This is a genomic window from Mycolicibacterium nivoides (genome assembly GCF_003855255.1).
Taxonomy (GTDB): domain Bacteria; phylum Actinomycetota; class Actinomycetes; order Mycobacteriales; family Mycobacteriaceae; genus Mycobacterium; species Mycobacterium nivoides.
In genome coordinates, this window is sequence record NZ_CP034072.1 from 366,902 (window position 1) to 380,641 (window position 13,740).

Below are 13,740 nucleotides of genomic sequence, written 5' to 3' on the forward strand. Positions count from 1 at the left end.
CACGAGAAGAACAGCAAGAAGGGCATGGCCGCCCGCACCCTGGCGTTGGCGGTGTTGCGAGGCGCCCTGCTCGACCTGCTCGTGGAAGAGGAATTAACCCGTGAAAGTCGCCGGGTCCGGCCGGAACCGGGTGCCGTCATCGAGGCCGTTGAGGCTGTCCATCTGCTCGTCGGTCAACTCGAAGCCGAACACGTCGAGGTTGGACGCGATCCGCTCCGGGTTGGTCGACCGCGAGATCACGATGTTGCCCAGCTGGATGCTCCAGCGGATCAGTACCTGCGCCGGGGTCCTGCCGTGCGCCCCGGCGATGGCCGTGACGGCCGGGTTGTCGAGCAGATTGCCGACGCCGAGCGGGCTGTAGGCCTCCGTGACGACGTTGTACTTGGCGTTGGCGGCCCGCCAGGCACTCTGGTTGAGCAACGGGTGAAGTTCGATCTGGTTGACCGCAGGAGCGACGAACGTCAGGTCGACGATCGTCGACAGGTTCTCGGGGCTGAAGTTGGACACGCCCGTCGAGCGGGCCAGCCCCTCCTGCTTGAGTGCCATCAGCCCACCCCAGCTGTCGACATACTTGCCGATGTCGTTGCCGGGCCAATGGATCAGGTAGAGGTCCACGTAGTCCAGACCGAGCCGCTCCAAGCTGGCTCGCCCGGCGTTCTGGGACGACTGGAAACCCTGATCGGTGATGGCCAGCTTGGTGGTGACCGAGATCTCCTCGCGCGGAATGCCCGATGCCGCGATGGCCCGGCCGACGCCGGCCTCGTTGCCGTAGGCGGCGGCGGTGTCGATCAACCGGTGGCCGGCCTCCAGGGCGGCCGAAACCACGCGCTCTGCCTCGGAATCCGAGAGTCCGCCGACGCCCAGACCGACGACGGGGATCGTACGGTCGTCGTTGAGCGTGACGGTGGGAATCGCAGCCCCGTCCGAGGAGGTCATGGCACCTATCCTGTGAAGTTGAAGGTTCGCGGATCGGGGCCCAGGCGGGTGTCCGTCTCCAACGAGGCGATGGCCGCCATATCCGTTTCGTCCAGGTCGAAATCGAATACGTCGAAATTACTGACAATCCGCTCGGGGTTCACCGACTTGGGGATGACGATATTACCCAGATGTATATGCCACCTAATCAGTACCTGTGCGGGGGTTTTACCGTGCCGTTCGGCGATGCCGGTGATCACCGGATCGGCGAGTAACGACCCCTGGCCAAGGGGGCTCCATGCCTCGGTGGCGATGCCCAGTTCGGCGTGCACCTCACGAAGCTCGTGTTGCGGTAGCAGCGGGTGCAATTCGATCTGATTGACCACGGGCACGATGCCGGTGGAGTCGATGAGCACGGTGAGGTGTTCGGGCGCGAAGTTGCTCACCCCGATGGACCGGACCCGGCCTTGATCGCGCAGGTGCGCGAAGGCCTTGAACGTGTCGACGTAGGCGTTGTTGGCCGGCACGGGCCAGTGGATGAGATACAGGTCGAGGTAGTCCACACCGAGCCGATCCAGGCTGGCGTCGAACGCCGCCAGCGTCGAGTCATACCCCTGGTCGCTGTTCCACAGCTTGGTCACCAGGAACACGTCCTCGCGGGGAACCCCGGATTCGACCAGGCCGCGGCCCGTCTCGGGCTCGTTGCGGTACGCGGCGGCGGTGTCGATGTGCCGGTAGCCTGCCTGCAGCGCCGCGGCCACTGCGCGTTCGGTCTCTTCGGCGGGGGTCTGCCAAACCCCCAACCCGACTTGCGGTATCGAATTACCGTCGTTGAGCGTGACACGAGGACTCACAGAGGAATCAGCCATGACTGAAAGTCTGCCAGCAGGGCAGGCCCGAGGGGGATCTGACGGTCGCCCCGGGGACACCGTCAAACAGCAGCTGCTCGTGCAGGCGACCAAGGTGGCGCTGGCCGCGATCCCGCGGATCTCCGACCGGGTCAAGCGCCTGCTGCTGGGCGGCCGTTCGGTGACGGTAGACGGCAACACCCTGGACACCACGCTGCAATTCACCCTGGCCGCCGAACATGCGGCCGGTGTCGGAGGCCTGGTCGCCGATCACAGCCCGGAGTCGGGCGTCGCCGTCTCGCGGGCCGCGCTGCGGGCCACCGCAGCCATGATGAAGGTCCGCATCGATGCGGATGTGAGCGAGATTTCGATTCCGGGACCGGCCGGGCCCATCCCGGCGCGACGATATGTCCCCGACGGCACGGGGTCCCCGGCGACGTCCGCGCTGTTGCTGTACTTCCACGGCGGCGGCTTCGTGATCGGTGACCTCGACACCCATGACAACCTGTGCCGGCTGATCTGCCGGGACGGCGGAATCCAGGTGATCTCCGTCGACTACCGGCTCGCGCCCGAGCACAAGGCGCCGGCCGCCGTCGACGACGCGTATGCCGCCTACCGCTGGGCGCTCGACCACGCTGCCGGTCTGGGCGCCACGCGCATCGTGGTCGGGGGAGACAGCGCGGGCGGCAATCTGGCTGCCGTGGTGGCTCAGCAGGCCCGCGATTCCGAGCTGCCGCTGCCTGCGCTGCAGCTGTTGCTCTATCCGGTCACCGATATGTCGAGCGACACGCGATCCAAGACGCTGTTCGCCGACGGCTACTTCCTGAGCACGCGCGACATGGACTGGTTCACCGGGCACTATCTCGACGGTGCCGACGTGACCGCCGATGACCCGGTGATCTCACCGCTGCTGAACGAGGATCTCACCGGCTTGCCGCCCGCGCTGGTGGTCACCGCCGGGTTCGATCCGCTGCGTGACGAGGGCAACCGCTACGCGAGGGCGCTGCAGGACGCCGGGGTGGTGGTGGACCTCCGCGAGGAGCGCTCGATGATCCACGCGTTCGCCAACTTCTTCCCGCTGGGAGGCGGCAGCGCCACCGCGACGAGCGCGATGATCTCTGCCCTGCGCGCCCATCTCAGCCGCGCCGAAAGCTGACCTGGCAGCGCCGGTACGCTTGTCGACGTGGCCAAACCGAAGAAGACCGCGAAGTACGACCTCAAGGCGGCTGACCGCAAGCGCAACCTGTGGGTTCAGATCGGGCTGACAGCCGTTGTGGTGCTGTTCGCCGTCGGCCTGGTGCTCTACATCGTGACGACCGGCCACAAGCGCCCGGCCTCCGGCGAGGCCCGGGCCGTGCATGTGGCGGCGCCCAACGTGATCACCAAAGAGGGCACGACCGAGCCCAAGGTGACGCTGAGCCTCTTCGAGGATTTCCTGTGCCCCGCGTGCGGTCATCTGGAACAGCAGTTCGGCCCGACCATCAACAAGCTCATCGACGCCGGTGCGGTAGCAGTCGACTACCACATGGTGGCGATCCTGGACAAGGCGGGCAACGGCTACTCGTCGCGGGCCGGAGGTGCCGCCTACTGCGTCGCCGACGAGTCCATCGATGCCTTCCGCCGTTTCCACTCCGCGCTCTACACCCCCGGAATCCAGCCGGAGGAGGGCGGCGGTGTCTACCCCGACAACGCCCGGATCATCGAACTCGCCCGCCAGGCCGGTGCGGCCGGTGAGGTGCCCGACTGCATCACCAAGGGCCGCTACGTGGAGATGGTCCAGGGCATGGCCGCAGCCACCGGGATCAACTCGACCCCGACCGTTCGGTTCAACGGCGAGGAGTACAACCCGACCACACCCGATGCCCTGATCGCGAAGGTCAAGGAGATCGTCGGCGACCTGCCCGCCCTGAAGGGCCCGGCCCCCGGCCCCGGCGCTCCCGCGGCGCCCGCTCCCGCAGCGCCGGCCGCTCCCGCCGCGCCCGCTCCCGCCGCGCCCGCTCCCGCCGCGCCTGCCGCACCCGCGACTCCGGCACCGGCTCAGCCATGACCGACACCGCCGCGTCCGAGCTAGACGAGTCGGGGACCGAGAAAGCCCCGGGAGTGGCCGTCGGCAAGGCCGGGGCGGTCTGGATTCTGATCGCCGGTGTCCTCGGTCTGGCCTCCGCGCTGGCGCTCACGGTCGAGAAGATCGAGCTGCTGATCGATCCGTCGTACGTTCCGACCTGCAGCATCAACCCGGTGATCTCCTGCGGGTCGGTGATGACGACCTGGCAGGCATCGGTCTTCGGATTCCCCAACTCGCTGATCGGGGTGGTCGCCTTCACGGTCACCCTGGTCACCGGTGTGCTGGCCGTGGCGGGTGTTCGGCTGCCCCGGTGGTACTGGTCCGGGCTTGCGGCCGGAACCCTGCTCGGTGCCGTCATGGTGCACTGGCTGATCTTCCAGAGCCTCTACCGCATCGGCGCCCTGTGCCCGTACTGCATGGTGGTGTGGTCGGTGACCATCCCGCTGCTCGTGGTGACGAGCTCCATCGCGCTCCGGCCGCTGCACACCAACGGAGTTGCCCGGGCGATCTATCAGTGGCGGTGGTCGCTGGTGGCGCTCTGGTTCACCTCACTTGTGCTGTTGATCTTGGTGCGTTTCTGGGAATACTGGTCAACGCTGCTGTAACACTTCCGAAATAACTTGTCGGTTAGGTCTACCCGTGATTTCCAAGCTGTTAGTCGCCAATCGTGGCGAGATCGCGATCCGTGCATTTCGTGCTGCCTATGAGATGGGCATCGCAACGGTGGCGGTGTATCCGTACGAGGATCGCAATTCGCTGCACCGCCTGAAGGCCGACGAGTCATATCAGATCGGCGAGATCGGCCATCCGGTACGGGCGTACCTATCGGTGGACGAGATCATCAGGGTCGCCAGGCATTCCGGTGCGGATGCGGTGTATCCGGGTTACGGCTTCTTGTCGGAGAATCCGGAACTGGCCTCGGCCTGTGCGGAAGCCGGAATCACCTTTGTGGGGCCCTCGGCGCAGGTTCTGGAACTGACCGGCAACAAGGCGCGGGCGATCGCGGCGGCGAAGGCAGCGGGACTGCCGGTGCTGGCATCCTCGGCGCCATCATCGTCGGTGGACGAATTGGTTGCTGCCGCACGGGATATGACGTTCCCGCTGTTCGTCAAGGCGGTTTCCGGTGGTGGTGGGCGCGGAATGCGCCGTGTCACCGACCCGGAGGCGCTGCCCGAGGCGGTGGAGGCGGCTTCGCGTGAGGCGGAGTCGGCGTTCGGCGATCCCGAGGTGTACCTGGAGCAGGCCGTCATCAATCCGCGCCACATCGAGGTGCAGATCCTGGCCGATACGCAGGGCAACGTGATGCACCTGTTCGAGCGGGATTGCAGCGTGCAGCGGCGGCACCAGAAGGTGATCGAGCTGGCACCCGCGCCGAATCTGGATCCTGCTCTGCGCGAACAGATTTGCGCGGATGCGGTGGCCCTGGCCCGCCAGATCGGCTACAGCTGCGCGGGCACCATCGAGTTCCTGCTCGACGAGCGCGGTCATCACGTGTTCATCGAGTGCAATCCACGGATCCAGGTCGAGCACACGGTGACCGAGGAGATCACCGATGTGGACCTGGTGGGCTCACAGTTGCGGATCGCGGCCGGGGAGAGCCTGGCCGATCTGGGTTTGAGCCAGGACTCGCTGGTCATTCGCGGGGCGGCGATGCAGTGCCGGATCACGACCGAGGATCCGGCCAACGGATTCCGTCCGGACACCGGCCGGATCACCGCCTACCGATCGCCCGGTGGCGCCGGCATCCGCCTGGACGGTGGATCCAACCTGGGTGCGGAGATCTCCGCGCATTTCGACTCGATGCTGGTCAAGCTGACCTGTCGTGGACGGGACTTCTCCACGGCCGTCTCACGGGCCCGCCGTGCCCTGGCCGAGTTCCGCATCCGCGGTGTGTCGACGAACATCCCGTTCCTGCAGGCCGTGATCGAGGATCCGGATTTCCGTGCCGGACGGGTCACGACGTCGTTCATCGACGATCGCCCGCAGTTGCTGACCGCGCACACCCCTGCCGATCGCGGTACCAAGATCTTGAACTACCTGGCCGATATCACCGTGAACAAGCCGAACGGGGAACGGCCGACGGGGGTGTATCCGCAGGACAAACTGCCTGCGCTGGATCTGTCGTCGGTACCGGCGCCGGGCTCCAAGCAACGCCTGATCGAGTTGGGGCCCGAAGGCTTCGCGCGGTGGATGCGTGACAGCAAGGCGGTCGGGGTCACCGACACGACGTTCCGTGATGCGCACCAGTCACTGTTGGCCACCCGGTTGCGGTCCACCGGCCTGCTGAAGGTGGCGCCGTATGTGGCCCGGACGATGCCGCAGTTGCTGTCCATCGAGTGCTGGGGTGGCGCGACTTACGATGTGGCGCTTCGGTTCCTGAAGGAAGATCCGTGGGAGCGGCTGGCCGCCCTGCGGGAGGCGGTCCCCAATATCTGTCTGCAGATGTTGCTGCGGGGCCGCAACACCGTGGGATACACGCCGTATCCGGAATTGGTGTGTTCGGCCTTTGTAGAAGAAGCAGCGGCGACTGGAATCGACATCTTCCGGATCTTCGATGCGCTCAACAACGTCGAGTCGATGCGCCCGGCGATCGATGCGGTCCGCGAGACGGGCACGGCCATCGCCGAAGTGGCGATGTCCTACACCGGGGATCTCAGCAACCCCAGCGAGAACCTGTACACGCTGGACTACTACCTCAAGCTGGCCGAGCAGATCGTCGATGCGGGCGCGCACGTGCTCGCGATCAAGGACATGGCCGGGTTGTTGCGTCCGCACTCGGCGCACACGCTGGTCTCGGCGTTGCGGTCGCGGTTCGACCTGCCGGTGCATGTGCACACCCATGACACTCCGGGTGGGCAGCTGGCGACGTACCTGGCGGCCTGGCAGGCCGGGGCGTCGGCGGTGGACGGTGCCGCGGCCCCGTTGGCCGGCACCACCAGTCAGCCTGCGTTGTCCTCGATCGTGGCCGCCGCCGCGCACACCGAGTACGACACCGGGTTGTCGCTGGACGCGGTCTGCGATCTTGAGCCCTACTGGGAGGCGTTGCGGAAGGTCTACGCGCCATTCGATGTTGCGGCGTCGGGTCCTCCATGTCCGACCGGGCGGGTGTACACCCACGAGATCCCCGGCGGACAGTTGAGCAACCTGCGCCAGCAGGCCATCGCCCTGGGGCTGGGGGACCGGTTCGAGGAGATCGAGACCAGCTATGCCGCGGCCGATCGGGTACTGGGCCGGCTGGTGAAGGTGACCCCGTCGAGCAAGGTGGTCGGGGATCTGGCGCTGGCGCTGGTGGGTGCCGGGGTCAGCGCGCAGGAATTCGCCGCCGATCCAGCCCGCTACGACATCCCCGACAGCGTGATCGGGTTCCTGCGTGGCGAACTCGGCGATCCTCCTGGCGGATGGCCGGAACCGTTGCGCACCAAGGCACTTGAGGGCAGGGAACCGGCCAAGCCGATTCAGGAGCTCTCGGTCGAGGACGAGGCGCTGCTGGCGGCGCCCGGGCCCAAGCGTCAGGCGGCGTTGAACCGGTTGCTGTTCCCGGCGCCGACCAAGGAGTTCGAGGCGCACCGCGAAATCTACGGCGACACCTCGAGCCTGAGCGCCAACCAGTTCTTCTACGGGCTGCGCTACGGCGAGGAGCATCGCGTCGAGCTCGAGCGCGGTGTGCAGTTGCTGATCGGTCTTGAGGCGATCTCGGATGCCGACGAGCGCGGGATGCGCACGGTGATGTGCATTCTCAACGGGCAGCTGCGTCCGATCACGGTGCGCGACCGCAGCATCGCCAGTGAGGTCCCGGCGGCGGAGAAGGCTGACCGCAACAACCCGAATCATGTCGCGGCCCCGTTCGCGGGTGTGGTCACCGTCGGTGTCGCCGCGGGCGACACCGTGGAGGCGGGCGCGACCATCGCGACCATCGAGGCGATGAAGATGGAAGCCGCCATCACCGCCCCCAAGGCCGGCATCGTCGAACGCGTCGCGGTGGCTGCCACGGCGCAGGTCGAGGGTGGTGACCTCCTCGTGGTGGTCGGTTCGGCGGGCAGGAGCGAAGCGACCGGGGGATCGATCTGACCCGCATCATCGCCGGTGCGCTCGGCGGGCGGCGGATTGCGGTGCCCCGCAGCGGCACCCGACCCACCTCAGATCGGGTCAGGGAGGCTGTGTTCAACGCGTTGACGGCGCGGCTGGATTTCGCGGGATTGTCCGTGCTTGATCTGTACGCCGGTTCGGGAGCGCTTGGCCTGGAAGCGCTTTCGCGTGGTGCGACCTCGGCGACCTTTGTCGAGGCCGACGCGCGCGCGGCTGCCGTCATCACCGAGAACATCGCCTCCCTGGGCGTTCGCGGGGCCACCGTGCGCCGCGGCACTGTCGAGACCGTGCTGGCCGGGGGCGCCACGCGGCCGGTGGATCTGGTGTTCGCCGACCCGCCCTACGATCTCGACGACGGTGCGGTCGATGCGATGCTCGTGGCGTTGGCCGACGCCGGGTGGGTGACCCCCGGCAGCGTCGTGCTGGTGGAGCGGCGCGCGTCGAGCCGGCCGGCGAGCTGGCCCGCGGGCTGGGACGAGCTGAGTACCCGGCGATACGGCGATACCCGCGTCGAACTCGCCGAAGTGGGCTAGCGGATCCGTTGATACGGCGGCCTGTACCGTCGTCACCCATGAGTGGCGCGGTATGCCCCGGCTCCTTCGACCCGGTGACCCTTGGCCATGTCGACATCTTCGAGCGTGCGGCTGCGCAGTTCGACGAGGTCGTGGTGGCGGTTCTGGTGAACCCCAACAAGAAGGGCATGTTCGATCTCGACGAGCGCATCGCGATGATCGCCGAGTCGACCACGCACCTGCCGAATCTGCGGGTCGAGTCCGGTCAGGGCCTGGTGGTCGATTTCGTCAAGACGCGCGGGCTCACCGCGATCGTCAAGGGTCTGCGCACCGGTACGGACTTCGAATATGAGCTGCAGATGGCGCAGATGAACAAGCATGTGGCCGGAGTCGACACGTTCTTCGTCGCGACCACCCCGCAGTACTCGTTTGTGTCGTCGTCGCTGGCCAAGGAGGTCGCCTCCCTGGGCGGCGACGTTTCTGCGCTGCTTCCCGAGCCGGTCAATCGCAGGTTGCAGGCCAAACTGAACGGCTGACGCCGGTTGCCGGGCATGGTCCGGCGGCGACACACCGATTGTGCTCCCAAGTCACAGGCGTAACACCAGGCACACTGGTTACTAACAACGACGACCTGGAGGGTTTTGCCGTGTACCGAGTTTTTGAAGCGCTCGACGAGCTCGGCGCGATCGTCGAAGAAGCGCGTGGTGTGCCGATGACCGCCGGTTGCGTGGTCCCGCGCGGTGATGTGCTCGAACTGATCGATGACATCAAGGACGCGATCCCCGGTGAGCTCGACGATGCCCAGGACGTGCTCGACGCGCGTGATTCGCTGCTGCGCGAGGCCAAGGAACACTCCGAGTCGGTGATGTCCAAGGTCAATGCCGACGCCGACGGCATGATCAATCACGCCAGGGGTGAGGCCGACCGACTGCTGGCCGACGCCAAGGCGCAGGCCGACCGGATGGTCGCCGAGGCCCGTCAGCACAGTGAGCGCATGGTCGGCGAGGCGCGTGAAGAGGCGGCGCGGGTCGCGACCGCGGCGAAGCGTGAGTACGACGCGACCACGGGCCGCGCCAAGGCCGAAGCCGATCGTCTGATCGAGAACGGCAACATCTCCTACGAGAAGGCCGTACAAGAGGGCATCAAGGAGCAACAGCGCCTGGTGTCGCAGACCGAGATCGTCTCGACCGCCACCGCCGAGGCCACCCGGCTCGTCGACGCGGCGCACGCCGAGGCCGACCGGCTTCGCGGCGAGTGCGACATCTACGTCGACAGCAAACTGGCTGAGTTCGAGGACTTCCTCAACGGCACGCTGCGCTCCGTCGGCCGCGGACGTCACCAACTACGCACGACCGCCGGCACGCACGACTACGCCACCCGCTGACGACCTTGCACAGTTGTCGGTGTGCACTGCGTCGTGACGTGATCTGATACCGCCGTAGGATCGATGCATGGCGACGCATGCGAAATCAGCTGGACGGGGAGGGCCTGAGAGGCGCTTTGATTCCCGGTCGCCGCTGGTGATCGATGTCTCCCGACTCGGCCGGCGCCCGGGTTCGTTCCTGGCTTACCAGGAGACGGTGCCGAGTCCGGTGCGGATCGGGGCCGAGCTGGTCGCCATCGAGAAGGGCGCACCGCTCGACCTCGACCTGCAATTGCAGTCGGTGTCGGAGGGCGTGCTGGTCAGTGGGACCGTATCGGCCCCCACCGTCGGCGAATGTGCGCGCTGCCTGACCGAACTCACCGGTGACGTCGAGATCGACCTCACCGAGCTCTACGCGTACCCCGACAGCACTACCGACGAGACGACCGAGGCCGACGAGATGGGCCGGGTGGGCGCCTCCGGTCATGCCGACACGGTGAACCTGGAACAGCCGATCATCGACGCTGTCGGATTGGCGTTGCCGTTCTCCCCGCTGTGCCGTCCTGACTGCCCGGGACTGTGCCCCGATTGCGGTGTCGCACTGGCCACCGCAGAGCCGGGGCACCACCACGACAAGATCGATCCCCGCTGGGCCAAGCTGGCGGCGATGATGCCCGACGACGAGCGCCCCGGGGGCGACGAGTGACCGACGCGACCGACTCGCATGCGGCGCTGCTGGAAGTACTCGGCGTCGACTTGCCCGCCGAACTGCTCACCATCGCGTTGACGCATCGCAGCTACTCCTACGAGAACGGCGGCCTGCCGACCAACGAGCGGCTGGAGTTTCTCGGCGACGCGGTGCTGGGGTTGACGATCACCGAGGAGCTCTATCACCGCCACCCCGAGCGGTCGGAGGGTGACCTGGCCAAGCTCCGGGCCAGCATCGTCAACACCCAGGCTCTCGCCGATGTCGGCCGTGGGCTCACCGACGGCGGCCTCGGCAGCCACCTGCTGCTGGGCAAGGGGGAGGAGAACTCCGGCGGTGCCGACAAGTCGAGCATTCTCGCCGATGGCGTCGAATCCCTGCTCGGCGCAATCTATCTGCAGCACGGACTGACCACTTCGCGTGAGGTGATCCTGCGGTTGTTCGGTGAACTGCTCGACACCGCCCCGACGCTGGGAGCCGGTCTGGACTGGAAGAGCAGCCTGCAGGAGCTGACCGCGTCCCGCGGGCTCGGTGCACCCACCTATGTGGTGACGTCCACCGGGCCCGACCACGACAAGGAATTCTCGGCGTCGGTGGTGGTGGCCGATGTCGAATACGGCAGGGGCGTGGGGCGCAACAAGAAAGAGGCCGAGCTCAAGGCGGCGGCCGCGGCCTGGAACGCACTCGACAATGCGTGAGCACCGATGCCCGAACTGCCCGAGGTAGAGGTCGTCCGCCGCGGGTTGCAGGAACATGTTGCGGGCAAGACGATTTCAGCGGTACGCGTGCATCATCCGCGTGCCGTACGCCGTCACGAGGCCGGTCCCGCCGATCTGACCGCGCGACTGCTGGGCGCCCGCATCACCGGAACCGGCCGCCGGGGCAAGTACCTCTGGCTGACGCTGGGGGAGGATGGCAGCCAGGACGCGACCGATGCCCTGGTGGTGCATCTGGGGATGAGCGGCCAGATGCTGTTGGGGCCGCTGCGCGACGACCGGCATCTGCGGATCGCCGCGCTGCTCGACGACGGCACGGCCCTGAGCTTCGTCGACCAACGGACGTTCGGGGGCTGGCAGCTGGCCGATCTGGTGACGGTCGACGGCGCCGCGTTGCCCGAGCCTGTCGCTCACATCGCGCGCGATCCGCTCGACCCGCGCTTCGATCGAGACAGCGTGGTTACCGTGTTGCGGCGCAAGCACTCTGAGATCAAGCGTCAGCTGCTCGACCAGACCGTGGTATCTGGTATCGGCAACATCTACGCCGACGAGGCGCTGTGGCGGACCAAGGTCAACGGCGCCAGAACCGCCGCCCTGCTGCCGCGCCGCCGGCTGGCCGAAGTGCTCGATGCCGCCGCCGCGGTGATGACCGATGCGCTCAGCCAGGGTGGTACGTCATTCGATTCGCTCTATGTGAACGTCAACGGCGAATCGGGCTACTTCGAGCGGTCTTTGGACGCCTACGGCCGCGAAGGGGAGCCGTGCCGGCGGTGCGGCGCGGTGATGCGCCGCGAGAAGTTCATGAACCGATCGTCGTTCTACTGCCCGAAATGTCAGCCCCGTCCCCGGGGCTGACCCGGACGGATCACGGCATGCTGGGCATGCCCGGCATATCGGACATGCAGATCTTCCACGATCCGCTTTCCTTGCGCAGGTACAACTTGCCGGGGCCGGCGCTGCTGGAGATGTCGACGACGGCCTTGCTCCCGTTCACCGTGATCTTGGTGATCTCTGCCGTCCCGCTGGAATCAGTGGTCTTCGGAATGTCGATGGCATCCAGACCGCCGATCTTGTCGAACAGGTCCTGATCCGCCTGGCAGAAATAGGGCAGGGCTTCGTTGAGGTCGCTGCTGCTCGACATCACCTCATCGAGGAAATCCCGGACCTCCTGCTCGGCCGCGCTCTCGCTGGACGACTGTGACGACCCCGCGTTGGTGCGGCCGTCCTTCGAGTCGCCGCTCAACGCGAAGATGGCGATGCCGCCGACCAGGATCACCACGGCCAGTACGGCGCCGGCGATCGCCAGCCACTTACCGTTGCCGCTCTTGGGTGGCTGGGGAGCGGGATAGCCGTACGGCTGCTGCGGCGCGCCGTAAGGCGGCTGGGCTCCGTAGGGCGAGCCGTAGGGCTGCTGGGGCGCTCCGTATGGAGCTCCATATGGAGACTGGGGCTGCTGGGGTGCCCCGTAGGGCTGCTGAGGTGCGCCGTAGGGCGAGCCGTAGGGCTGCTCGGGCTGCTGAGGTGCGCCGTAAGGCGAGCCGTAGGGCTGCTCGGGGTTGGCACCGGTGTTCGGATACCCCTGAGGCCCGCCCGGCTGATACGGCTGCTGCCAGGGCTCGGGGGAGCCTGATGGCGGGGTGGGCGGATTGCTCGGCGGGTACGTCACGGTGCTCCTCGGCGAAGTCGGTCTGCCGAGTCTATCGTCGCTGCATGGTTCACCGCTGTGGTGAACTGGGGCCCCCAAGCAGGGTGCGCGGCCATCACCGCTGGAATAACAGTGTGTCGCGACGTGTAGAAATACCGCATGACCGAACTTTGGGTTGACCGCACCGGCGTGCGCCGGTATGTCGGGCGCAGTTCGCGCGGTGCAGAGGTACTCGTCGGCAGTGAGGACGTCGAGGGCGTGTTCACCCCGGGTGAGCTGATGAAGATCGCCCTCGCGGCGTGCAGCGGGATGTCCAGCGATCAGCCACTGCGCCGGCGTCTGGGCGACGACTATCCGGCGACCATCAGGGTGTCCGGGCCGGCGGACCGGGAGCAGGAGCGCTACCCGCTGCTGGAGGAGAAACTCGAAATCGACCTGTCGGGTCTTTCGGAGTCCGAGGTGGCCAGGCTGTTGACCGTGGTCGAGCGCGCCATCGACCAGGTCTGCACGGTGGGCCGCACCCTCAAGTCCGGCACCGAGGTGAAGTTCGAGGTCGCCACTCGATGACCGGCCCGGAACTCCCCGCGGCCGGGCCCGACGCCGAAGTGCGTCTGAGTGCCTGGGTGCACGGTCATGTGCAGGGCGTGGGGTTCCGGTGGTGGACCCGGGCACGGGCGCTGGAGCTCGGTCTGACCGGGTTTGCTTCGAATCGGCCCGACGGCCGGGTGCACGTCGTGGCGCAGGGGCCGCGCGCGAAATGTCAGCGATTGCTTGAGCTGCTGCAGAGCGGTGAAACCCCAGGGTCGGTGGATAACGTCGTCGCAGATTGGGCGGATGCCGACGCCCCGATGGCGGGGTTTCACGAACGGTAGCCGAGTCGGCGG

15 protein-coding genes are annotated in these 13,740 nt (G+C 67.0%); 12 read left to right on the top strand and 3 right to left on the bottom strand.

Annotation, left to right across the window (positions count from 1 at the left end; translation table 11 throughout):
- Positions 1–93: 93 nt before the first annotated feature.
- Complete coding sequence (locus EH231_RS01830) at positions 94–936, bottom strand: aldo/keto reductase (protein WP_090425041.1); 843 nt, start codon at positions 934–936, stop codon at positions 94–96.
- Between the two features lie 5 nt (positions 937–941).
- Positions 942–1,769 carry an aldo/keto reductase gene (locus tag EH231_RS01835; protein WP_090425042.1) on the bottom strand — a complete coding sequence of 276 codons (828 nt, stop codon included), beginning with the start codon at positions 1,767–1,769 and terminating at the stop codon, positions 942–944.
- Between the two features lie 13 nt (positions 1,770–1,782).
- On the opposite strand from EH231_RS01835, the gene EH231_RS01840 reads away from it, so the two are divergent.
- The 10 genes from EH231_RS01840 (at position 1,783) to mutM (ending at position 12,066) form a co-directional block, all read left to right on the top strand.
- Positions 1,783–2,919, top strand: a complete 1,137-nt coding sequence (locus EH231_RS01840) for an alpha/beta hydrolase (RefSeq protein WP_124711769.1) — start codon at positions 1,783–1,785, stop codon at positions 2,917–2,919.
- 27 nt (positions 2,920–2,946) lie between these two features.
- A complete protein-coding gene (locus EH231_RS01845) occupies positions 2,947–3,810 on the top strand; it encodes a DsbA family protein (RefSeq protein WP_124711770.1) in 864 nt (287 codons plus the stop codon).
- Complete coding sequence (locus EH231_RS01850) at positions 3,807–4,433, top strand: vitamin K epoxide reductase family protein (RefSeq protein ID WP_090425045.1); 627 nt, start codon at positions 3,807–3,809, stop codon at positions 4,431–4,433. Before EH231_RS01845 ends, EH231_RS01850 begins: the two co-directional genes overlap by 4 nt.
- A gap of 34 nt (positions 4,434–4,467) precedes the next feature.
- Complete coding sequence (locus EH231_RS01855) at positions 4,468–7,896, top strand: pyruvate carboxylase (protein WP_090425046.1); 3,429 nt, start codon at positions 4,468–4,470, stop codon at positions 7,894–7,896.
- A complete protein-coding gene (gene rsmD / locus EH231_RS01860) occupies positions 7,893–8,447 on the top strand; it encodes a 16S rRNA (guanine(966)-N(2))-methyltransferase RsmD (protein WP_164481132.1) in 555 nt (184 codons plus the stop codon). The genes EH231_RS01855 and rsmD overlap by 4 nt, the downstream gene beginning before the upstream one ends.
- A 38-nt stretch (positions 8,448–8,485) precedes the next feature.
- On the top strand, positions 8,486–8,962 hold the full coding sequence (gene coaD, locus EH231_RS01865; RefSeq protein ID WP_090425048.1) for a pantetheine-phosphate adenylyltransferase: 477 nt from the start codon (positions 8,486–8,488) through the stop codon (positions 8,960–8,962).
- 110 nt (positions 8,963–9,072) lie between these two features.
- Positions 9,073–9,810 carry a cell division protein SepIVA gene (gene sepIVA / locus EH231_RS01870; RefSeq protein ID WP_090425049.1) on the top strand — a complete coding sequence of 246 codons (738 nt, stop codon included), beginning with the start codon at positions 9,073–9,075 and terminating at the stop codon, positions 9,808–9,810.
- 67 nt (positions 9,811–9,877) lie between these two features.
- Positions 9,878–10,495 (top strand): YceD family protein, encoded by a 618-nt coding sequence (locus EH231_RS01875; RefSeq protein WP_044517498.1) that lies wholly within the window; start codon positions 9,878–9,880, stop codon positions 10,493–10,495.
- Positions 10,492–11,193 carry a ribonuclease III gene (gene rnc, locus EH231_RS01880; protein ID WP_044517499.1) on the top strand — a complete coding sequence of 234 codons (702 nt, stop codon included), beginning with the start codon at positions 10,492–10,494 and terminating at the stop codon, positions 11,191–11,193. The genes EH231_RS01875 and rnc overlap by 4 nt, the downstream gene beginning before the upstream one ends.
- A gap of 6 nt (positions 11,194–11,199) precedes the next feature.
- Complete coding sequence (gene mutM, locus EH231_RS01885; protein ID WP_090425050.1) at positions 11,200–12,066, top strand: bifunctional DNA-formamidopyrimidine glycosylase/DNA-(apurinic or apyrimidinic site) lyase; 867 nt, start codon at positions 11,200–11,202, stop codon at positions 12,064–12,066.
- A 10-nt stretch (positions 12,067–12,076) separates the two neighbouring features.
- On the opposite strand, the gene EH231_RS01890 is transcribed toward mutM, so the two are convergent.
- Positions 12,077–12,877 carry an Rv0361 family membrane protein gene (locus EH231_RS01890; RefSeq protein ID WP_124711771.1) on the bottom strand — a complete coding sequence of 267 codons (801 nt, stop codon included), beginning with the start codon at positions 12,875–12,877 and terminating at the stop codon, positions 12,077–12,079.
- Between the two features lie 138 nt (positions 12,878–13,015).
- On the opposite strand from EH231_RS01890, the gene EH231_RS01895 reads away from it, so the two are divergent.
- Together EH231_RS01895 and EH231_RS01900 are read left to right on the top strand one after the other, a co-directional pair.
- Complete coding sequence (locus tag EH231_RS01895; protein WP_044517502.1) at positions 13,016–13,423, top strand: OsmC family protein; 408 nt, start codon at positions 13,016–13,018, stop codon at positions 13,421–13,423.
- Positions 13,420–13,728 carry an acylphosphatase gene (locus EH231_RS01900; RefSeq protein ID WP_090425053.1) on the top strand — a complete coding sequence of 103 codons (309 nt, stop codon included), beginning with the start codon at positions 13,420–13,422 and terminating at the stop codon, positions 13,726–13,728. Before EH231_RS01895 ends, EH231_RS01900 begins: the two co-directional genes overlap by 4 nt.
- Positions 13,729–13,740: the final 12 nt, after the last annotated feature.

Bases quoted from the DNA above. Each gene is read 5' to 3' on its own strand.
- EH231_RS01830 (WP_090425041.1), bottom strand. From the start codon at position 936: ATGACCTCCTCGGACGGGGCTGCGATTCCCACCGTCACGCTCAACGAC.
- EH231_RS01840 (WP_124711769.1), top strand. From the start codon at position 1,783: ATGACTGAAAGTCTGCCAGCAGGGCAGGCCCGAGGGGGATCTGACGGT.
- EH231_RS01850 (WP_090425045.1), top strand. From the start codon at position 3,807: ATGACCGACACCGCCGCGTCCGAGCTAGACGAGTCGGGGACCGAGAAA.
- coaD (WP_090425048.1), top strand. From the start codon at position 8,486: ATGAGTGGCGCGGTATGCCCCGGCTCCTTCGACCCGGTGACCCTTGGC.
- EH231_RS01875 (WP_044517498.1), top strand. From the start codon at position 9,878: ATGGCGACGCATGCGAAATCAGCTGGACGGGGAGGGCCTGAGAGGCGC.
- mutM (WP_090425050.1), top strand. From the start codon at position 11,200: ATGCCCGAACTGCCCGAGGTAGAGGTCGTCCGCCGCGGGTTGCAGGAA.
- EH231_RS01895 (WP_044517502.1), top strand. From the start codon at position 13,016: ATGACCGAACTTTGGGTTGACCGCACCGGCGTGCGCCGGTATGTCGGG.
- EH231_RS01900 (WP_090425053.1), top strand. From the start codon at position 13,420: ATGACCGGCCCGGAACTCCCCGCGGCCGGGCCCGACGCCGAAGTGCGT.